This window comes from Weizmannia sp. FSL W8-0676 (genome assembly GCF_038593015.1).
Lineage (GTDB): Bacteria > Bacillota > Bacilli > Bacillales > Bacillaceae_C > Weizmannia > Weizmannia coagulans.
Window position 1 is genome coordinate 1,275,065 of record NZ_CP151954.1, and the last position, 21,820, is coordinate 1,296,884.

Sequence of the window (21,820 nt, forward strand, 5' to 3'; positions counted from 1 at the left end):
AACCTTTCAACACTACCGGGAAAAATCCCGGAAAGATTGCATTCAGGACGCTTGTTTTTTAAGATAAAGATAGATTGAATGAAAAAGGATGGGAGAGGACAAGATGATTGAAAATCCCGCCGGAAAGAAAGAAAGGTTCCAGATTTTGCTCCGGCAGCTGGAACTGCTGGATGACAGGTTTTACGAGCATTTTAAATATGGGGAAATTGAAAAACTTGTTGTGGAACGCCAGTCAAGGCGATGGCATTTTTATTTTTTGCTCGAAAAAATTCTTCCTTTTGAGGTATATCTGACATTTACAACCCGTTTGCGCCAGGCTTTTCAGCATATTGCCGACGTCCGTTTTTCAATCCGGGCGAAAGACCCTTCTTTTGGGCCGGCACTGATTGCCGATTACTGGAAAACTTGCCTTGGAGAACTGGAAGGCATGTCGCCGATGCTTTTGTCCCTGCTTGCGGATCAGGTTCCGTCACTTTCCGGCAATAAGCTGGTGGTAACCGGCCGCAATGAACCGGAAGCAGCAGCATTAAAACAAAAATACGGGGAATGGATTATCCGTTTTTACGAACGGGCCGGTTTTCCGAAATTGATGTTTGACACGGAAATTTCGACGGCGCCTGAAGCAAGCGAAGCATACGCCAAATTTATGGAAGAAAAGAAAAAAGAAGATGAAGAACGGGCAAAACAGGCCGTTCTCGAAATGCAGAAGCACGTGAATGAGCAACAGGGCGGGGAAGAAACGCACGATGCAGGACCGCTTATGATCGGGCTGAGAATTCCGCCCGATGATGATATCCGCCGCCTTTCCGAGATTGTCGATGAAGAACGGCGGATTACGGTGGAAGGCTATGTGTTTGATGTCGAAACGAAAGAACTGCGCAGCGGGCGGACGCTTTTGACGTTAAAAATCACCGATTATACAAGCTCCATTCTCGTGAAGATGTTTTCGCGGGATAAGGAAGATGCCGCACAATTTGCCCGCGTGAAAAAAGGGATGTGGCTCCGTGCGCGCGGCAGCATCCAGAATGATACGTTTGTCCGTGATCTGGTCATGATCGCTAACGATCTTTCTGAAGTGGCCCCGCGCGTCCGGAAAGACCATGCGCCGGAAAATGAGAAGCGGGTCGAACTCCATCTCCATACGCCGATGAGCCAGATGGATGCGGTCACTTCTGCGTCTGCCCTTGTCGCCCAGGCGAAAAAATGGGGCCATCCGGCGATTGCGATTACAGACCACTCCGTTGCGCAAAGTTTTCCGGAAGCATACAGCGCCGGCAAAAAGAATGGCATAAAAGTTATCTTCGGTGTTGAAGCCAATCTTGTCGACGACGGGGTGCCGATTGCCTATAATGATGCGCACGTCCATCTTGATGAAGCGACTTATGTCGTCTTTGACGTCGAAACAACGGGATTATCTGCTGTTTATGATACGATCATCGAAATCGCCGCGGTTAAAATCCGGGACGGCGAAGTGGTCGATACGTTTGAACGGTTTGCCAATCCCGGGCGCCCGCTGTCCAATACGATTATTGAGCTGACCCATATTACCGACGATATGTTGAAAGATGCGCCGGACATTTCCGAAGTGTTGAAAGAATACAATGAATGGATTGGCGACGCGGTGCTTGTTGCCCACAATGCTTCGTTCGACACCGGGTTTTTAAATGTCGGCCTGAAAAAAGCCGGGCTGCCGAAATCCAATAATCCCGTCATTGATACGCTTGAACTCGGGCGGTTTTTATATCCGGATTTCAAAAACTACCGGCTGAACACGCTCGCGAAAAAGTTCAATGTGGAACTGACCCAGCACCACCGCGCGATCTATGACACGGAAGCAACAGGACATATCTTTTTAAAAATGCTGAATGACGCCCGCAACCGGGGGATCACATACCATGACGAACTGAACCAGTATATGGGCGAAGGCGGCGCGTACAAGCGGGCACGCCCGTCGCACTGTACGTTGCTTGTCCGGACGCAGGAAGGCCTGAAAAATTTATTTAAACTGATTTCCCTGTCCCATATCGATTACTTTTACCGTGTGCCGCGCATTCCGCGTTCGCAGCTGCAAAAGTACCGGGAAGGCATTCTCGTCGGGTCCGGCTGTGACAAAGGCGAAGTATTTGAAGGCATGATGCAGAAAGATCCGGCGGAAGTAGAGGAGATGGCCCGCTTTTATGATTACCTTGAAGTTCATCCGAAAGAAGTGTACGCCCCGCTGATCGACCAGGAACTGATAAGGGACGAAAAGGCGCTTGAAGAAATCATTACGAAAATCGTCCGGCTCGGGGAAAAATTGAATCTGCCGGTTGTCGCAACAGGCAATGTCCATTATTTAAACCCCGAAGACAAAATTTACCGGAAAATCCTGATCAGCTCCCAGGGCGGCGCCAATCCGCTGAATCGGCACCGGCTGCCTGACGTGCATTTCCGCACAACGGATGAAATGCTTGCATGCTTCTCGTTTTTAGGCGACGAAAAGGCAAAAGAAATTGTGGTTGAAAACACAAATAAAATTGCCGGCTTAATCGAGGACGTCAAGCCGGTAAAAGACGAGCTGTACACGCCGAAAATTGAAGGGGCGGAAGAAGAAATCCGCGAGCAAAGCTATAAGCGCGCGAAGATGATTTACGGGGACCCGCTTCCCGAAATTGTCGAAGCACGGCTTGAAAAAGAGCTGAAAAGCATTATCGGCCACGGATTTGCGGTCATTTATCTGATTGCCCATAAACTTGTCAAGAAATCATTGAATGACGGTTACCTTGTCGGTTCGCGGGGGTCTGTCGGTTCTTCGCTTGTCGCAACGATGACGGAAATCACCGAAGTCAACCCGCTCCCGCCGCATTATGTGTGCCCGAACTGCAAGCATTCCGAGTTTTTCAATGACGGTTCGGTCGGTTCCGGTTTTGACCTGCCGGATAAAAACTGCCCGGAATGCGGGGCAAAATACAAAAAGGACGGCCATGATATTCCGTTTGAAACGTTCCTTGGATTTAAAGGGGACAAGGTGCCGGATATTGACCTGAACTTCTCCGGCGATTACCAGCCGCGCGCCCACGCCTATACAAAAGTGCTGTTCGGCGAAGAGTATGTATACCGCGCCGGCACGATTGGCACAGTTGCGGAAAAAACGGCTTACGGCTATGTAAAAGGGTATGCCCAGGACCACAATTTGACATTCCGGAGCGCGGAAATTGACCGGCTTGTCCAGGGCTGCACCGGGGTAAAACGGACGACCGGCCAGCATCCAGGCGGCATTATTGTCGTGCCGGATTATATGGATATATACGATTTTACGCCGATCCAGTATCCGGCGGACGATCACAATTCGGAATGGCGGACAACGCATTTTGATTTCCACTCGATCCACGATAATATTTTGAAGCTTGATATACTCGGGCACGATGATCCGACCGTCATCCGCATGCTCCAGGACTTAAGCGGGATTGACCCGAAAACGATCCCGACCGATGACCCGGAAGTGATGAAAATTTTCAGCGGGCCGGAACCGCTCGGGGTTACGGAAGAGCAAATTATGTGCAAAACCGGTACGCTTGGCATCCCGGAATTTGGCACAAAGTTTGTGCGCCAGATGCTGGAAGATACAAAACCGACGACTTTTGCGGAACTGGTTCAGATTTCAGGGCTTTCGCACGGGACGGACGTATGGCTCGGCAACGCCCAGGAACTGATCCAAAACGGCACCTGCACCCTGCCTGAAGTGATCGGCTGCCGCGACGATATTATGGTTTATTTAATCTATCAGGGCTTAGAGCCGTCCCTTGCTTTTAAAATTATGGAATCGGTACGGAAGGGGAAAGGGCTCACGCCTGAAATGGAAGAGGAAATGATCAAGCAAAACGTGCCGAAATGGTATATTGAATCGTGCAAAAAGATTAAATACATGTTCCCGAAAGCCCACGCCACCGCCTATGTGCTGATGGCGGTAAGGATCGCTTACTTCAAGGTGTACCATCCGCTGATCTACTATGCGACGTATTTTACGGTGCGCGCGGAGGATTTCGATCTGGATGTAATGATCCACGGCTCGAATTCCATCAAGGCAAAAATCAGTGAAATTAATGCAAAAGGGATGGACGCATCGGCGAAAGAGAAAAGTTTGCTGACCGTGCTGGAACTGGCGCTTGAAATGACGGCGCGCGGTTTCCGCTTCCAGCCGATTGATTTGTACCGGTCGGAAGCAGACAAGTTTGTCATTGACGGCGATTCGCTCATCCCGCCGTTTAATGCGATTCCGGGGCTTGGCACAAACGCTGCGGTCAATATCGTCAAAGCGCGCGAAGAAGGCGAATTCCTTTCAAAAGAAGACTTGCAGCGCCGCGGAAAAGTCTCCAAAACGATTATGGAATACCTTGACGGGCACGGCTGCCTCGAGTCGCTGCCGGAGCAGAACCAGCTGTCGCTTTTCTAAATACGGGTTAAAGCCCGCTGTTTGCTTTTTTTTGCCTGTTATGGTATAGTTTTTTATGGAAATACTACGGATAAACGCTCGTGCGAAAGAGTGGGGCCATCACCCCGCTCTTTCGTGTTTTAAATCGGATTTTTGAGGAGGTCAGCATGAGTAAAGTCGTTGAAGTGGTGGAACAACTGGCATCCCCGGTTGTGGAAGGGCTCGGCCTTGAACTTGTTGATATCGAATACGTCAAAGAAGGAAAAAACTGGTTTCTTCGCGTGTATATTGACAAGGAAAACGGGGTCGATATCGAAGAATGCGGGCTCGTCAGCGAACGGCTCGGGGAAAAGCTCGATGAAGCGGACCCGATTCCCCATAATTATTTCCTTGAGGTTTCCTCTCCGGGTGCGGAACGCCCGTTAAAAAAAGCGCGTGATTTTGAACGTGCTGTCGGCCGGACCGTCCTCGTGAAAACGTATGAACCGCTTGACGGGGAGAAAACGTTCCAGGGAAAATTGATTGCTTTTCACAACGGGTACTTAACATTAGAATGTAAAGTGAAAACGAAGAAAATCGAGAAGGAAATTCCGTATGACAAAGTTGCCAACGCACGGCTTGCCGTTGAATTTTAAAAATGCATCATTTTTCAAAAAATGAAGGGGGATCCAATTTCCATGAGCTCAGAACTGGTAGATGCGCTTACGATACTCGAAAAAGAAAAAGGAATTTCGCGGGATGTGCTCGTTGAAGCCATCGAAGCCGCGCTTGTATCGGCATACCGCCGCAATTTTAACCAGGCACAGAATGTAAGGACGGATTTAAATCTGGCGAACGGGACGATCCGTGTATTCGCACGCAAAGACGTGGTTGAGGAAGTATTTGACCCGCGCCTTGAAATCTCGCTTGAAGATGCCCAGAAAATCAATCCGTCTTATGAAATCGGCGATGTTGTCGAATTGGAAGTCACGCCGAAAGATTTTGGCCGGATCGCCGCACAGACAGCGAAACAGGTTGTCACGCAGCGCGTCCGGGAAGCGGAACGGGGAATCATTTACAATGAATTCATCGACCGTGAAGACGAGGTCATGACCGGGATTGTGCAGCGGAAAGATCCGCGTTTTACGTATGTCAGCCTCGGAAAAACAGAAGCGCTGCTACCGCCGGGGGAACAATCCCCGAATGAAACGTATAACCCGCATGACCGGATTAAGGTCTACATTACAAAAGTGGAACGGACAACAAAGGGGCCGCAAATTTTTGTCTCGCGCACCCATCCCGGCCTTTTAAAACGGCTGTTTGAACTTGAAGTGCCGGAAATATACGATGGCATCGTGGAAATCCGTTCGATCGCCCGCGAAGCAGGGGACCGTTCGAAAATTTCGGTTTACACTGACCGCCCGGAAGTTGATCCTGTCGGCGCATGCGTCGGGCCTAAAGGGCAACGCGTCCAGGCGATTGTAAATGAACTACACGGGGAAAAGATTGATATTGTAAAATGGTCGGATGATCCGTCTAAATTTGTAGCAAACGCGTTAAGCCCTGCAAAAGTGCTTGATGTGCTTGTTGATGAAAATAATAAGGCTACAACGGTCATCGTTCCGGATTACCAGTTGTCGCTTGCAATCGGGAAACGCGGCCAAAACGCCCGGCTTGCCGCGAAACTCACAGGCTGGAAAATTGATATTAAGAGCGAAACGGATGCAAGGGGTTTAGGCATTTATCCTCGTTCTGAAACTGCCGGTGATATCGACGGAGAAGGACCGGAGCTTTTTGAAGATGGCGATCCAGGCCGTACTCCCGAAGCACTGGCCGTACCGGATGCGAAAGAAGCGGATCTGCCTGAAAACGGCGGGAAAGATGAAGAGATCGAATAAGGAGTGGGGCTGATGGCGACACGTAAGAAAATTCCAATGAGAAAATGCGTGGCAACGGGAGAAATGAAACCAAAAAAAGAAATGGTCCGTATCGTCCGTTCCAAGGAAGGCGATGTTTCGATTGACCCGACCGGGAAAAAGTCAGGAAGAGGCGCCTATCTTTCAAAAGACGAGGAAGCGGTGCTTTTGGCAAAGAAAAAAGATATTCTCTCATCCCATCTTGGTGCCGCTATAGACGATGCTTTTTACGATGAAATCATGGCGTTTATTCAAAAGGAAAAAAAGGAGAATAAACAAAAATCATGAACGGGAAGCAGGCAATGTCCCTTTTAGGCCTTGCGTTCAAGGCAGGAAAGATTGTTTCGGGAGAGGAGCCTGTCCTGAAAGAAATCCGGGCAGGCCAGGCAAAACTTGTATTGCTTTCAAAAGATGCCTCATCCAATACGTCAAAAAAGATGTTAGACAAATGCCGTTTCTATCATGTGCCTGTCCGGTGGATAGAGACGAGGGAAATGCTAGGAAAAGCCATTGGGAAAGAGGCGAGAGTCGTAGTTGCAGTAAGTGACCGCGGATTTGCGGAAAAACTTGCTGAACTGCTCGATGAATCATAGGTGGGGGTGACGACATGAGCAAAATACGTGTTTACGAATATGCGAAAGCTCATCATACATCAAGTAAGGAAATTATTACGAAACTAAAACAAATGAATATAGAGGTATCCAATCATATGTCAATGATCGATGGGGAAACAGTAAGGAAGCTGGATTCGGTTTACAGCGGCAACAAACAGCAAGATGGCAAGAAAAACGGGCAAAACGGTCCGTCCGGAAAAGAAAGAAGTACCAGGACCGAAAATGGGGACCAGCAAGGAAACAAACCTGAAAACCGCACCCGGCACGAAAACCAGAAGCAAAATCGCGGAACCGGCGAGAACCGGGCAAACAGAAACGGCCAAAACAGCAAAAACCAAGGGAACAGCGGAAACAGCAGAAATAATAGCAATAACCGTGCTGGCGGCAGCAACCGCAGCGATGGGAGGAGCGGAACGGGCGGCAATAACCGCAAGGGCGGCAACAACCGGAATAACGGGAACGGCCAAACCGCAAGCAACAACCGGAGTAACGGGAACGGCCAGGTTGCAAGTAATAACCGGAATAACGGAAACAGCCAGGCCGCGGGCAACAATCGGAATAGCGGGAACAGCGGAAACAGCCGGAGCAACGGGAATAACCGAAACGGCGGCAACGGAAACCGCGGCAATAACGGAAACCGCGGCAACAATGGACGGCCGTTCAACAAACAAAAGAAAAATAACCGGAAAAATAAAAACTTCAAACCGCAGCCGCAACCGGTCCAAAAGGTAAAAGAACTGCCTGAAAAAATTACGTTCACAGAATCGCTGACCGTTGCGGAACTTGCGAAGAAGCTCTACAGGGAACCTTCCGAAATCATTAAAAAACTGTTCCTGCTCGGCGTTGTGGCAACGATCAACCAGCAGCTTGACAAAGATGCCATTGAACTGATTGCTTCGGAATACGGTGTTGAAGTGGAAGAAGAAGTGATCGTTGACCAGACGGATCTGGAAACGTATTTTACGGAAGACCGTGAAGAAGACCTCGAAGTCCGCCCGCCGGTTGTCACCATTATGGGCCATGTTGACCATGGGAAAACGACAACGCTCGATTTCATCCGCCATACAAAAGTCACCGCCGGAGAAGCAGGCGGGATTACCCAGCATATCGGTGCATACCAGGTGAAAGTAGGCGGCAAAAAGATTACATTTTTAGACACCCCGGGGCATGAAGCATTTACAACGATGCGTGCGCGGGGGGCGCAGGTGACGGACATTACCGTGCTTGTTGTCGCGGCGGATGACGGCGTGAAGCCGCAAACAGTGGAAGCCATTAACCACGCAAAAGCAGCCGGCGTGCCGATCATTGTTGCGGTCAATAAAATTGATAAACCGACAGCGAACCCCGAACGGGTCATGCAGGAACTGACGGAATACAATCTGGTTCCGGAAGACTGGGGCGGGGATACGATTTTTGTCCCGATTTCCGCGCTAACCGGCGAAGGGATTGACAATCTGCTTGAAATGATTTTGCTTGTCAGCGAAGTGGAAGAACTGAAAGCAAACCCGAACCGCCGCGCACTCGGCTCGGTCATTGAAGCGCGCCTCGATAAGGGCAGGGGCCCGGTTGCCACTTTGCTCGTGCAAAACGGCACCTTGCGCATCGGCGACCCGATTGTCGTCGGCCACACTTACGGGCGCGTCCGTGCGATGGTCAATGATCTTGGCCGCCGCGTAAAAGAAGCAGGGCCGTCCACGCCTGTTGAAATTACCGGTTTAAATGATGTGCCGGAAGCCGGCGACCGTTTTGTTGTCTTTGAAGATGAGAAAACAGCCCGCCAGGTCGGGGAAGCACGGAAACAACAGGCTGTCCAGGCGCACCGCAACGAAACCGCGCGTGTCAGCCTCGACACGCTGTTTGAGCAAATGAAGCACGGGGAAATGAAAGAATTAAATGTGATTGTCAAAGCGGATGTGCAAGGTTCCGTGGAAGCATTGACCGACGCTTTGCAAAAGATTGATGTGGAGGGCGTCAACATTAACGTCATCCATACAGGCGTCGGCGCCATTAATGAATCCGATGTGACGCTTGCTTCCGCTTCCAATGCGATTATTATCGGCTTTAACGTCCGCCCGGATAACAACGCCAAACGCGCAGCCGAAACGGAAAAAGTGGATATCCGCCTGCACCGCATCATCTATAAAGCGATCGAAGAAATTGAATCTGCGATGAAAGGCATGCTTGATCCGGAATACAAAGAAAAAATCATCGGCCAGGTTGAAGTGCGGCAGACATTTAAAGTATCACGGATCGGCACGATTGCGGGCGGCTATGTCACAGACGGAAAAATCACCCGTGACAGCGGTGTGCGCGTCATCCGTGACGGCGTGGTCATTTATGAAGGTGTAATTGATACGCTGAAACGCTATAAAGATGACGTGAAAGAAGTCAACCAGGGATATGAATGCGGGATTACGATTAAAAACTTTAATGACATCAAAGAAGGAGATGTCATTGAGTCCTTTATCATGGAGGAAATTGAAAGAGCATGATTGGGAGCGCCCGTTGCGAATTCCGCATTTACGATGCCCGTTCATTGAAAGAAAAAAGGGCAGTGCTGCAAAGAATATTGACGCGGCTGAAGCAAAAATATAATGTTGCAGCCGGTGAAATGGATTTCCAGGATATCTGGCAGCGGACCCTCGTTGAAGTCGTGACCGTTGCTTCGAGCCGGGCGGCGGCTGAAAGAGAATTGCAGCGGGCAATTCAGTTTCTGGATTCCTTTCCTGAATGGGAACGGCTTGAAACAAATATTGAATGGCTATAAATGAGGTGTGAGTGATGAATCTTCGTGCAAACAGGGTTGGCGAGCAAATGAAAAAAGAGCTGAGCGACATTATCGGACGAAAACTGAAAGATCCGCGTGTCGGCTTTGTCACTGTAACCGATGTGGAAGTAACAGGCGATCTTCAGCAGGCAAAAGTGTATCTGACCGTCCTTGGCGATGAGGAACAAAAGAAAGACACTCTTGACGGCCTGGAAAAAGCGAAAGGCTTTATCCGCTCGGAAGTTGGCAAAAGAATCCGGCTCCGCAAAACACCTGAACTGATTTTTGAAATCGATGAATCCATCGAATACGGCAACCGCATTGAGACGCTGATAAAAAAAATCCATGACACGGATGAATGAATGTTTCAGGAAACTGATCGGGGCCGGGACACGGTCCGGTCAGTTTCCTTTTTTAGGGTGATTTTATTGGATTTGCGAAAGGAAGTGGCGCCATGGATGGTATTTTACCGCTCTGGAAACCGGCGGGGATGACCTCCCATGACTGTGTTTTTAAAATCCGGAAGCTTTTCGGCACAAAAAAAGCAGGCCATACCGGCACGCTTGATCCAGATGTGGAAGGGGTGCTCCCGGTTTGCATCGGGCGTGCGACAAAGATTGCCGAATATCTTCAGGATGCCGGCAAAACTTACGAAGGCGAAGCAACGATCGGGGTTTCAACGACGACAGAGGATGCTTCCGGCGACATCATTGAAAAAAAAGAAATTGGCCGGCCGATCAGCCGGGAAGAAATTTTAGCCGCACTCGCTTCGCTTACCGGGCATATTACCCAAATCCCGCCGATGTTTTCCGCCGTCAAAGTGAACGGGAGAAGGCTGTATGAATATGCGCGGGCGGGCATCGAAGTGGAACGCCCTAAAAGGGATGTGGAAATCTACAGCCTTGAACTATTGGACGGGCGGGAATGTTTTGAAGGGCCGGTTGTATCGTTCCGTTTCCGCGCTTCATGCAGCAAAGGGACGTATATCCGCACGCTTGCTGTTATGATCGGGGAAAAGCTCGGCTATCCCGCACATATGTCCAATCTTACAAGAACGGAAGCCGGCGGTTTTTCAAAGGAACAATGCGCCACATTTCAGGAGATCGAAAAAGCCGTGGAAACAGGCATCAAGGAAAGCCTGCTCTTCCCGCTGGAGGCCGGGATCCGCCATTTGCCGAAATGGGAAATTAGTGATACATTAGCAGAGAAAGTAAAGAACGGTGCCGTGTTGAAAAAACCGGAGACTTGGCCGGAAACGGGAGACAGGCTTGCTGTCTTTTTCCGCGGAAAAATGCTCGCGGTATACGTGGCGTATCCCGGCCGGCCCGGCTTTATCAAACCGGCGAAAGTGTTGTAAAAAGCCTTCCGGGTATAAAACGGGAAGGCGGCTGCTTCAATTTGTAAAAGGGAAAAGGTGAGAAATTTTGAAAACTATAACGGTCCATCATCCCCATTCCTTTAAGCCCGGCGATTTTCCGCCGCTTGCCATCGCATTGGGTTATTTTGACGGCATCCATCTCGGGCATCAGAAAGTGATCAAAACAGCCCGCGGGATCGCTGAAAAAAACGGATGGAAGAGTGCCGTCATGACATTTGAACCCCATCCTTCCGTTGTACTGGGAAAGAAAAAGGATGGCATTGAACTGATTACACCGCTTGAAGACAAGATCAAGCTAATCGAAAAACTGGGCGTCGATTACCTGTTTGTCGTCCGTTTTACCTCCCGTTTTGCATCTCTTTTGCCGCAGCAATTTGTCGACCAGTATCTGGCCGCACTCGGCGTGAAACATGTTGTTGCCGGTTTCGATTATACATACGGCAAATTTGGGAAAGGCAATATGGAGAATCTCCCTGAATATGCAAACGGCAGGTTCGGGATTACGGTGATCGAAAAACTGACCCTTGAAAATACCGGGGAAAAAGTCAGCTCCACCCTGATCCGGTCAAAAATCAGGGAAGGAAAAGTCGGGGAAGTGAAGCCGCTGCTCGGGCGCGATTACGAGATCAAAGGCATCGTCGTCCATGGCGAAAAACGGGGCCGGCAGCTCGGATTCCCGACGGCAAATCTACAGCTCACCGCGCCGTATATGCTGCCGCCGAACGGGGTATACATTGTGCAAATGAAAGTCGCAGATACATGGCATAACGGCTTATGCAGCGTCGGCTACAATCCTACGTTTAAAAATCCGGAAGAATATGAAAAAACGACAGAAGTATATCTGCTTGATTTTTCCGACACCATTTACGGGGAAGAAGCAGTTGTCAAATGGCTTGCGCGCATCCGCGAAGAGAAAAAGTTCGCCCGCGTTGAGGACTTGATTGAAGAAATGAAACGGGATGAAACGGCGGCAAGGCGTTACTTTGAAAAACAGGGAACTGCCACTTGAGTTTTATGCGAAAAAGTAGTATTCTATTACAGTACCGGAACCTGTGCTTGGCAGCGCGACTCACCGACGCCTGCTCGGCAACAGGGGATAGGAAACAGAGGAGGTGAACAGGATGGCGATTTCAAAAGAACGTAAAAATGAAATCATCAACCAATTTAAAATCCACGAGAACGATACCGGTTCTCCGGAAGTGCAAATTGCTGTATTGACAGAAGAAATCAACAAATTGAACGATCATTTGCGTGTCCATAAAAAAGACCACCATTCACGCCGCGGCTTGATGAAAATGGTAGGGAGACGGCGTAATTTGTTGACCTATCTGCGCAATAAAGATGTGCATCGTTACCGTGAATTGATTAACCGGCTGGGCTTGCGCCGATAAAAAAATGCAGAATGCAAAAAGCGGGAGTATTCCCGCTTTTTTGCAATGTGTTTTTCCTCCCTCAAATTTTGGGACAGATGTATTTCAAATTGCCGCCGGGTTTCCCGTACTGCCCCGGCGCGGCTTGTACATACATAGCAAACGGTTGGTTCGTTTTTGAATCATTACCCGCGCTTATCTTTTCATGAATGTGAAACAATATATGCAAAAAGAAAGGAGATTTTGATCTGTATGGTAGAGGATAAACATACCTATACGATAGATTGGGCCGGCCGCCCGCTCACCGTGGAAATCGGCCAGCTCGCAAAACAGGCAAACGGTGCTGCGCTCGTCCGTTACGGCGAAACGGCTGTCCTCAGTACAGCAACCGCTTCTAAAGAACCGAAAAATGTGGACTTTTTTCCACTGACCGTAAATTATGAGGAACGGCTTTACGCTGTCGGGAAAATTCCGGGCGGTTTTATCAAAAGAGAAGGGCGCCCGAGCGAAAAAGCCATTTTGTCAAGCCGGCTGATTGACAGGCCGATCCGCCCGCTCTTTGCCGACGGCTTCCGCAATGAAGTGCAGGTCGTCAGCATGGTCATGAGCGTCGACCAGGACTGCACGCCGGAAATGGCAGCAATGCTCGGGTCTTCGCTTGCGCTTTCCGTCTCCGATATTCCGTTTGAAGGCCCGATTGCCGGCGTCATCGTCGGAAGGGTGGACGGCAAGTTCCTCATTAACCCGACTGTGGAACAGATGGAAAAAAGCGATATCCATTTAACCGTCGCAGGCACAAAAGACGCCATTAATATGGTCGAAGCGGGCGCGAAAGAAGTGCCGGAAGAAGTGATGCTTGAAGCGATTATGTTCGGGCATGAGGAAATCAAGCGCCTGATTGCTTTCCAGGAAAAAATTGTGGCTGAGATCGGGAAAGAGAAAATGGCTGTCGAATTGTTCGAACTCGACGAAGAACTGGTGGAAAAAGTCAGCGGCATGTGCCGGGATGAGATGATCGAAGCCATCCAGGTCCATGAAAAGAAAGCGCGCGAAGAAGCGATCAGAAAAGTGGGCGATGAGGTGCTCACCCGGTTTGAAGCGGAAGAAGCCGATGAAGAAACGGTCAAGCAGGTTAAACAAATTTTGCACGATATTGAAAAAGAAGAAGTCCGCAAGCTGATTACAGTCGATAAAATCCGCCCGGACGGCCGCAAAATCGATGAAATCCGGCCGCTTTCCTCCGAAGTCGGGGTTTTGCCACGCACGCACGGTTCCGGGTTGTTTACCCGCGGGCAAACACAGGCTTTAAGCATTTGTACGTTAGGCGCTTTAGGCGATGTGCAAATTTTGGACGGGCTCGGCATTGAAGAGTCGAAACGGTTTATGCACCATTACAATTTCCCTTCGTTCAGCGTCGGGGAAACCGGGCCGATGAGAGGGCCGGGCCGCCGCGAAATCGGGCACGGGGCACTGGGCGAGCGTGCGCTGGAACCGGTCATTCCGGATGAAAAAGAATTTCCGTACACGATCCGACTTGTATCCGAGGTGCTCGAATCGAACGGATCCACTTCACAGGCAAGCATTTGCGCTTCCACCCTTGCGATGATGGATGCCGGCATTCCGATTAAAGCGCCGGTTGCCGGGATTGCGATGGGACTTGTGAAATCCGGTGAACATTATACGATTTTAACCGATATCCAGGGCATGGAAGACCATCTCGGCGATATGGACTTTAAAGTGGCCGGCACATCCAAAGGCGTCACCGCGCTGCAAATGGATATTAAAATTGCAGGGCTGTCGAGGGAGATACTGGAAGAGGCGCTGCAGCAGGCGAGAAAGGGCAGAATGCAGATTCTCGACCATATGATGTCGACGATTTCGAAAACACGCGACCATTTGTCCGTTTATGCGCCGAAGATTTTAACCATGACAATCCATCCGGATAAAATCCGCGACGTCATCGGGCCAAGCGGCAAACAAATCAATAAAATCATTGACGAAACCGGCGTGAAAATTGACATTGAACAGGACGGCACCATCTTTATTTCTTCGACGGACGAAGACGCAAACAACAAAGCGAAGCAATTGATTGAAGATATCGTCCGGGAAGTCGAAGTCGGCAAGGTTTACCTCGGCAAAGTCAAACGGATCGAAAAATTCGGCGCTTTTGTGGAAATCTTTAACGGCAAAGACGGCCTCGTCCACATTTCCGAGCTCGCCGAAGAACGCGTCCGGAAAGTCGAAGATGTTGTCAAGATCGGCGATGAAATTCTGGTCAAGGTGACGGATATTGACAGCCACGGGCGCATCAACCTTTCCCGCAAAGCCGTTTTAAAGGAGCAGCAAAAAAAAGAAAATAAATCGTGATGAAAGTCAGGGAGTCCTGGCTTTTTTTATTTGTCCCGCGCGCCCGTTCTATGCCCCTTCCCCATTTCATACTTTTTTTAAAGAAGGGGGAAAATAACGTGAATAAAGCAAAACGCTTGATTGCGCTTGGCTTGATTGCTATTCTAGCATTGTTGCTTGCGGGAAATCCGCTTTCCGCTCGGTATTTAAGGGAGCGGGCCGCTTTTAGCACACAAGAGAACGAGCTTCAGGAAAAAATTGAACAGGCTGCAAAACGATTTTACCGCCCGCCGGAAAATGCCCGGATTGACAGGGTTTGGAAGGCGGTCCCCGGCTACAATGGGGTGGAAGTGGATCAAAAAGCTTCTTACTTGAAAATGAAACAGGACGGCCGTTATGACGAACGCAAACTGGTGTTTAAACAAATTCCCCCTGCCGTCCACCTTGGAGATCTGGATCCGGCCCCTGTCTATACGGGAAATCCGGATAAACCAATGGTTGCTTTTTTAATCAATGTCGCATGGGGAAATGAATATTTGCCGGATATGCTAAAAACTTTAAAAAAACATCATCTTCATGCTACCTTTTTCTTAGAGGGGCGATGGGCAAAAGAAAACCCTGAGCTTGCCCGCATGATTATAAGCGGCGGGCATGAAACCGGGAACCATTCCTATACCCACCCCGATTTTAGCACTTTGCCGGAATCAAAGATCAAAAGCCAGCTGGTGAAGACAAACCGGGTGCTTGAAGCGATTACGGAAGAAAAAGTGAAGTGGTTTGCCCCGCCGAGCGGCAGTTACCGGGATGAAGCGGTAAGCATCGCAAAATCAATGGGAATGGAAACGATCATGTGGACGGTCGATACGGTCGACTGGCAGAACCCCTCCCCAGGGGCGATTGTAGAGCGCGTAATCGCAAAAGCACAGGGCGGTTCGCTTATTTTAATGCATCCGACCGCTTCCACAGCAAAAGCATTGGAACCGTTGATTGTCAGGCTGGAAAAGAAAAATTTACAAATCGGGACCGTTTCAAAATTGCTCGATGAGGAAAGAATCATTAAAAATGAGGACGGAACGTTTTTAGACAGCGAAAAGGATCCCGCTGATACAAAAGACGGCACAGAGTGAAATGAGACTTTCGAGGAGGCACAACATGATACAAAAATATACTTGCAATAACGGCTTAAGGATTGTACTGGAAGAAATTCCAACTGTCCGTTCGGTTGCGATCGGCATTTGGATCGGCACCGGTTCGAGAAATGAAAATGAAAAAAACAACGGCATTTCCCATTTTCTTGAGCATATGTTTTTCAAAGGGACAGAAAAAAGGAGCGCAAAAGACATTGCCGAGGCCTTTGATGCCATTGGCGGCCAGGTGAATGCTTTTACGTCGAAAGAATATACATGCTTTTATGCGAAAGTGCTCGACACGCACGCGCCGCTCGCGCTTGACATTCTGTCGGACATGTTTTTCCACTCCACTTTTTCAGAAGAAGAAATGGAACGGGAAAAAAGCGTTGTCAATGAAGAAATCAAAATGTATGAAGATACGCCGGACGATATTGTCCACGATTTGCTTGGCAAGGCCATTTATGAAAACCATCCGCTCGGCTATCCGATTTTAGGGACGGAAGAAACGCTTGCATCGTTTACGAGCGACGATCTCCATCAGTATGTATATGATATGTATACCCCTGACCGCGTTGTCGTCTCCGTTGCCGGCAATGTGCCGCCGTCTTTCGTAAGGGAGATTGAAGCCTTGTTCGGCTCCTATGAAGGCGGGAAGGCAGAGACGGGCGGCGAAACGGCCGTTTTTCATAAGAATGACCTTGCACGCAAAAAAGAAACAGAACAGGCCCATCTCTGCCTCGGATTTGAGGGGAAGAAAATCGGCAGTGACAATATTTATGAGCTGATTGTCCTGAATAATATATTAGGCGGCAGCATGTCCTCCCGCCTTTTCCAAAATGTGCGGGAACAGCGGGGGCTTGCATATTCGGTGTATTCCTACCATACCGCCTATAAGGACAGCGGCATTTTAACGATTTACGGCGGAACGGGCGCCTCCCAATTGGACGAGCTGTTTGAGACGGTACAGGAGACGCTGCAGACGCTGAAAGCAAAAGGGGTAACAGAAAAAGAAGTGCGAAACTGCAAAGAACAGTTAAAAGGGAGCCTCATGCTCAGCCTGGAGAGCACAAACAGCCGCATGAGCCGGAACGGAAAGAACGAACTGCTGTTAAAGAAGCACCGTTCGCTTGATGAAATGCTCGAGGAAATCGACCGCGTCACCGTGGAAAAAGTCAATGCCTGTGCGCGGGAGATTTTCTCCAAACCGTATTCGGCCTCTTTAATCAGCCCGGACGGAAAATTGCCGGAGCGGTTGTCTTAAAAACGGCATATCTTTTCCATCCCCCGCATAAAATGGAATCAGTCCATGAGAGAAAGAAGGGGGAATATGCGGCTCAGCGAACTCAGCGGAAAAGAAATGGTCGATTTTAAAAAAGCGGAACGGCTCGGGGTATTGGGCTCCACGGACCTTGAAATTGATGAAGCGAGCGGAAAAGTGGAGGCCCTAATCATCCCGGTCGGAAGGCGGTTTAAAAAACAGGCGAACGAGATCCGTGTCCCGTGGAACCGGATCAGAACGATTGGTGCCGATATGATGATTTTGGAAGTGCCTGAAAACCAGTACAGCTATTAAAAAGGCAAAGAAGCATGCCGGGTATTCCGGCATTTTTCTTTGCTTTTTTTTCACAAAAAACATGCCGCCACCATAAGATATGGGGAATCCCCCATGCACATGGAAAAGAAGGTGAGGCATTTGTTGACCGGCGTCCAAATTGCCATCATAGGCGGAGATGCACGCCAGCTGGAAGTGATCCGGAAACTTGCGGATCTCGATGCGAAAATTTCATTGATCGGATTTGAACAGCTCGATTTTGTGTATTCCGGCGTCACGAAAGAAAAATTTAAAGATATCCGGTTTTCGGAAATGGATTGCGTCATTTTGCCGATTACCGGGACAGCGGACGACGGGAAAATCGATTTGATTTTTTCGAACGAAGAAGTTGTGCTGACCGGTGATATGCTGGCTGAAACGCCGCCTTATTTTACGATCTATACCGGCATCAGCAATCCGTATTTGGAACAAATTGCTAAAAAAGCGGGCCGCCGCCTTGTGAAACTATTCGAGCGGGACGATGTGGCAATCTATAATTCGATTCCGACCGTCGAAGGAACGATCATGATGGCCATTCAGAACACGGAATTTACGATTCACGGCTCAAATGTTGCCGTCCTCGGCCTTGGCAGGGTGGGAATGAGCGTTGCCCGGGCTTTCCGCCATCTCGGCGCGAAGGTGAAAGTCGGCGCGAGAAAAAGCGAACATCTTGCGAGGATAACGGAGATGGGGCTTGTGCCTTTTCATTTAAACGATCTTGAACAGGAAGTAAAAGACATTGACATCTGCATTAATACGGTTCCGCACCTGATTGTGAACGCATCCGTTATCCAAAAGATGCCTTCGCATACGCTCATTCTGGATATTGCTTCCAAACCGGGCGGAACGGATTTCCGGTATGCCGAAAAGCGCGGCATTAAAGCGATGCTGGCGCCGAGCCTGCCTGGCATTGTCGCGCCGAAAACAGCCGGGCGGATACTCGGGAATGTGCTCGGCCGGCTGATTGAAGAAGACGTTTTAAAAAGAAAGGGGTCATCGCCATGGATGTAAAGGGAAAAAGAATCGGCTTCGGCTTAACCGGCTCCCATTGCACTTATGCGGCCGTTTTTCCTGAAATCGAAAAGCTCGTGGCATTGGGGGCGGAAGTTATCCCGGTGGTCACGCACACGGTGAAAACGACGGATACAAGATTCGGCAAAGGCTCAGAATGGGTGGAAAAAATTGAAAAATGCACCGGGCAAAAAGCGATTGATTCGATTGTCGAGGCCGAGCCGCTCGGGCCAACCCTCCCGCTTGACTGCATGGTGATTGCGCCCCTGACCGGATTTACGATGAGCAAACTGGCGAACGCGCTCACGGATTCCCCGGTGCTGATGGCCGCCAAAGCGACGCTCCGCAATTTGAAACCGGTTGTGCTCGGCATTTCGACCAATGATGCGCTCGGATTAAACGGCATGAATTTGATGCGGCTGATGGCAACAAAAAACATTTATTTTATTCCGTACGGGCAGGACGACCCGGACAACAAACCAAATTCAATGGTGGCGAGAATGACTGCCCTTGCCGATACGGTTTCGCTTGCACTCGAGGGGAAACAAATCCAGCCTGTCATTGTCGAACGTTTCCGCGACGGAAAATCGCCTTGAAAACGATTTAAAATTAAAAAAATACACACGGTGCCGGAAGACTTGTGATACAATAATAGCTATAAAAATGAATTTGGTTTTGGAATTGGAAGGGGAATACGCCAATGGCAAACACATCAGGTTATCACGTAGCCGTTGTCGGGGCAACCGGCGCTGTCGGCCAGCAAATGATTAAAACTTTGGTAAACCGCAAATTTCCGTATAACAAATTGACGCTGCTGTCATCTTCGCGTTCCGCCGGCAAAAAAATAACGGTAAACGGGGAAGAAATCACGGTCCGGGAAGCGGTGCCGGAAAGCTTTGAAGGCGTGGATATCGCCCTTTTCAGCGCAGGCGGGGGCGTGTCGAAAAAGTTTGCGCCGGAAGCGGTGAAACGCGGGGCAATTGTAATCGATAATACGAGCGCCTTCCGCATGGACCCGGAAGTGCCGCTTGTGGTCCCGGAAGTAAACGAAGAAGACATTCAAAAACATAACGGCATTATCGCCAATCCGAACTGTTCGACGATCCAGATGGTTGTTGCGTTGGAACCCGTCCGCAAAAATTTCGGCCTGAAGCGGGTGCTCGTTTCCACATACCAGGCTGTCTCCGGTTCGGGCGCGGCTGCCATCCGGGAGCTGAACGACGAGACGAAGGCGCTCATTGAAGGGCGGGCTTACGAGCCGCAGGTACTGCCGGTAAAGGGCGACAAGAAGCATTACCAGATTGCGTTTAATGCCATCCCGCAAATCGATGTGTTTACGGACAACGGCTTTACATTTGAAGAAATGAAAATGATCAATGAAACGAAAAAAATCATGCATATGCCGGAATTAAAAGTTTCCGCCACATGCGTCCGGATTCCTGTTGCAACCGGCCACTCGGAATCTGTTTATTTTGAAACCGAAAAGGGCGGCACAAGTGCCGGGCAGATCCGGGAAGTGCTCGCGTCTGCGCCCGGTGTTGTGCTGGAAGATCGCCCCGAAGAACAGATTTACCCGATGGCTGTCAATGCGGTCGGCAAGTATGACACTTTTGTCGGGCGGATCCGCAAAGACCCGGATGAAGACAACGGATTCCATATGTGGGTTGTTTCCGATAATTTGCTGAAAGGCGCTGCCTCAAATTCCATCCAGATTGCGGAAAGCCTGATTAGGATGGGGCTCATCTGATTGGGGGGCAATTTAGGCTGACCTTTTTGCAATATTGGTGATAAGATATAGGGAAAGCGAAGTTTATGCCGGAATCCGGTAAACGGAGAAGGTTCCATTTCCCGATATATTTTATGGACACGTATGCCAAAAAATATGCCGCGGCTTTTTCCGGCCGGGAAGGGAACGGTTTAAAAACGGCCGGCCCTTTAAACATGGCTTTGGCAAAAAACCGGCCGGCAAAGCCCGCTCGTTAACGGAATCACTGTTCTTATTTATCAGTTTATAACAGAGGTGTTCTTCATTGAAAATCGTTGTCCAAAAATTCGGCGGCACATCCGTACGGGATCATGATGCAAGAATGCATGCCAAACATCATGTAGAAAAAGCACTGGAAGAAGGCTATAAGGTGGTTGCCGTCGTTTCGGCGATGGGTCGCAAAGGGGAACCGTATGCAACCGATACGCTCCTGTCGCTCGTTGGTGGGTCCGAAACCTGTTTAAGCAGACGCGAGCAGGATTTGCTGTTGTCAACCGGCGAAATTATCTCCAGCCTTGTGTTTGCCAATATGTTAAACGCGCACGGCATCAGCGCTTGCGCCCTGACCGGCGCGCAAGCCGGTTTCCGCACGAACGCGGAGCATACCAATGCGAAAATTACGGACATGAAGTGCGACCGCGTCCTGCGTGAACTGAAACTGCACGATGTTGTCGTGGTTGCAGGATTTCAGGGGGCCGCAAAAAACGGGGACGTAACCACGCTCGGGCGCGGGGGCAGCGACACATCCGCTGCAGCGCTCGGTGCTGCGCTTCAAGCGGAGTGGATTGATATTTTTACCGATGTGGAAGGCATCATGACAGCTGACCCGCGGATTGCCGAAAATGCGCGGAAGCTTCAGGTGGTCACGTATAACGAGGTCTGCAATATGGCTTACCAGGGTGCAAAAGTGATCCACCCGCGCGCCGTTGAAATCGCGATGCAGTCAAAAGTGCCAATCCGCATCCGGTCCACTTATTCCGACGATATCGGTACGCTTGTCACATCTTTAAGCCACCGCCAGAAACTCGGGACCGATATAAAAGAACGCACCGTTACCGGGATTGCGCATGTACCGAATGTTTCGCAGATCAAAGTATATGCAAAAGACGGGCAGTATGATTTGCAGACGGTTGTGTTTAAAGCGATGGCAGCTGAAAATATCAGTGTCGATTTTATCAATATTTCCCCGACAAGCGTTGTCTACACGGTTTCCGGAGAAGTGGCAAACCGGGCTGAAGCAGTGCTGAAAAAACTGGGGCATGAACCGGCAATTGAACGGAACTGCGCCAAAGTATCAATTGTCGGCGCCGGGATTGCGGGCGTGCCGGGCATTACGTATAAAATCGTGTCGGCGCTTTCCGAAAAAGGGATCCGGATTTTACAGTCTGCTGACAGCCACACGACCATCTGGGTGCTGGTGAAGCAGGAAGATCTCGTTACAGCGGTCAATGCCCTTCATGATGCCTTTAGTTTAGAAAGCGAAACGGAAACGTATGATATTCATGCGTAAAAAATGAAAGATTTTCTGCCGGGTGTTTTTAT

General features: G+C 49.7%; 19 protein-coding genes. All 19 read left to right on the plus strand.

Annotated elements, in window-relative coordinates; translation table 11 throughout:
* Positions 1-103: 103 nt before the first annotated feature.
* The 19 genes from NST20_RS06180 to dapG all read left to right on the plus strand — a co-directional run bounded on the left by NST20_RS06180 (position 104) and on the right by dapG (position 21,788).
* Entirely contained in the window at positions 104-4,432 is a 4,329-nt protein-coding gene (locus NST20_RS06180; RefSeq protein ID WP_342400266.1) for a PolC-type DNA polymerase III, read from the plus strand.
* Positions 4,433-4,578: 146 nt separating this feature from the next.
* A complete protein-coding gene (gene rimP / locus NST20_RS06185) occupies positions 4,579-5,046 on the plus strand; it encodes a ribosome maturation factor RimP (RefSeq protein WP_013859128.1) in 468 nt (155 codons plus the stop codon).
* 42 nt (positions 5,047-5,088) lie between these two features.
* Positions 5,089-6,288 (plus strand): transcription termination factor NusA, encoded by a 1,200-nt coding sequence (nusA, locus tag NST20_RS06190; RefSeq protein WP_013859129.1) that lies wholly within the window; start codon positions 5,089-5,091, stop codon positions 6,286-6,288.
* Positions 6,289-6,300: 12 nt separating this feature from the next.
* Positions 6,301-6,594 (plus strand): YlxR family protein, encoded by a 294-nt coding sequence (locus NST20_RS06195; protein WP_019721108.1) that lies wholly within the window; start codon positions 6,301-6,303, stop codon positions 6,592-6,594.
* The gene (locus NST20_RS06200) at positions 6,591-6,899 is read left to right on the plus strand and encodes a YlxQ family RNA-binding protein (RefSeq protein WP_342400267.1); all 309 of its coding nucleotides are present in this window, start codon (positions 6,591-6,593) and stop codon (positions 6,897-6,899) included. Before NST20_RS06195 ends, NST20_RS06200 begins: the two co-directional genes overlap by 4 nt.
* 14 nt (positions 6,900-6,913) lie before the next feature.
* The gene (infB, locus tag NST20_RS06205; RefSeq protein ID WP_342400268.1) at positions 6,914-9,412 is read left to right on the plus strand and encodes a translation initiation factor IF-2; all 2,499 of its coding nucleotides are present in this window, start codon (positions 6,914-6,916) and stop codon (positions 9,410-9,412) included.
* A complete protein-coding gene (locus tag NST20_RS06210; protein ID WP_013859134.1) occupies positions 9,409-9,687 on the plus strand; it encodes a DUF503 family protein in 279 nt (92 codons plus the stop codon). The genes infB and NST20_RS06210 overlap by 4 nt, the downstream gene beginning before the upstream one ends.
* Positions 9,688-9,701: 14 nt before the next feature.
* Entirely contained in the window at positions 9,702-10,049 is a 348-nt protein-coding gene (gene rbfA, locus NST20_RS06215) for a 30S ribosome-binding factor RbfA (protein ID WP_013859135.1), read from the plus strand.
* A gap of 92 nt (positions 10,050-10,141) precedes the next feature.
* Positions 10,142-11,044, plus strand: coding sequence for a tRNA pseudouridine(55) synthase TruB (gene truB, locus NST20_RS06220; protein ID WP_013859136.1), 903 nt, complete (start codon positions 10,142-10,144; stop codon positions 11,042-11,044).
* A gap of 67 nt (positions 11,045-11,111) precedes the next feature.
* Entirely contained in the window at positions 11,112-12,074 is a 963-nt protein-coding gene (gene ribF, locus NST20_RS06225) for a bifunctional riboflavin kinase/FAD synthetase (RefSeq protein WP_342400269.1), read from the plus strand.
* Between the two features lie 112 nt (positions 12,075-12,186).
* The gene (gene rpsO, locus NST20_RS06230; protein ID WP_013859138.1) at positions 12,187-12,456 is read left to right on the plus strand and encodes a 30S ribosomal protein S15; all 270 of its coding nucleotides are present in this window, start codon (positions 12,187-12,189) and stop codon (positions 12,454-12,456) included.
* Between the two features lie 231 nt (positions 12,457-12,687).
* Positions 12,688-14,802 (plus strand): polyribonucleotide nucleotidyltransferase, encoded by a 2,115-nt coding sequence (gene pnp, locus NST20_RS06235; RefSeq protein WP_017554503.1) that lies wholly within the window; start codon positions 12,688-12,690, stop codon positions 14,800-14,802.
* The gene (locus NST20_RS06240; RefSeq protein ID WP_342400411.1) at positions 14,802-15,908 is read left to right on the plus strand and encodes a polysaccharide deacetylase family protein; all 1,107 of its coding nucleotides are present in this window, start codon (positions 14,802-14,804) and stop codon (positions 15,906-15,908) included. The genes pnp and NST20_RS06240 overlap by 1 nt, the downstream gene beginning before the upstream one ends.
* Before the next feature lie 25 nt (positions 15,909-15,933).
* Positions 15,934-17,172 carry a pitrilysin family protein gene (locus NST20_RS06245; RefSeq protein WP_061566944.1) on the plus strand — a complete coding sequence of 413 codons (1,239 nt, stop codon included), beginning with the start codon at positions 15,934-15,936 and terminating at the stop codon, positions 17,170-17,172.
* A 66-nt stretch (positions 17,173-17,238) separates the two neighbouring features.
* Positions 17,239-17,484 carry a YlmC/YmxH family sporulation protein gene (locus tag NST20_RS06250; protein WP_017554506.1) on the plus strand — a complete coding sequence of 82 codons (246 nt, stop codon included), beginning with the start codon at positions 17,239-17,241 and terminating at the stop codon, positions 17,482-17,484.
* A 120-nt stretch (positions 17,485-17,604) separates the two neighbouring features.
* On the plus strand, positions 17,605-18,513 hold the full coding sequence (gene dpaA, locus NST20_RS06255) for a dipicolinic acid synthetase subunit A (RefSeq protein ID WP_258433328.1): 909 nt from the start codon (positions 17,605-17,607) through the stop codon (positions 18,511-18,513).
* Complete coding sequence (locus NST20_RS06260; protein WP_342400270.1) at positions 18,504-19,109, plus strand: dipicolinate synthase subunit B; 606 nt, start codon at positions 18,504-18,506, stop codon at positions 19,107-19,109. Before dpaA ends, NST20_RS06260 begins: the two co-directional genes overlap by 10 nt.
* Positions 19,110-19,213: 104 nt before the next feature.
* On the plus strand, positions 19,214-20,260 hold the full coding sequence (locus NST20_RS06265) for an aspartate-semialdehyde dehydrogenase (protein WP_013859145.1): 1,047 nt from the start codon (positions 19,214-19,216) through the stop codon (positions 20,258-20,260).
* Between the two features lie 283 nt (positions 20,261-20,543).
* Positions 20,544-21,788 (plus strand): aspartate kinase, encoded by a 1,245-nt coding sequence (dapG, locus tag NST20_RS06270; protein WP_340703547.1) that lies wholly within the window; start codon positions 20,544-20,546, stop codon positions 21,786-21,788.
* Positions 21,789-21,820: the final 32 nt, after the last annotated feature.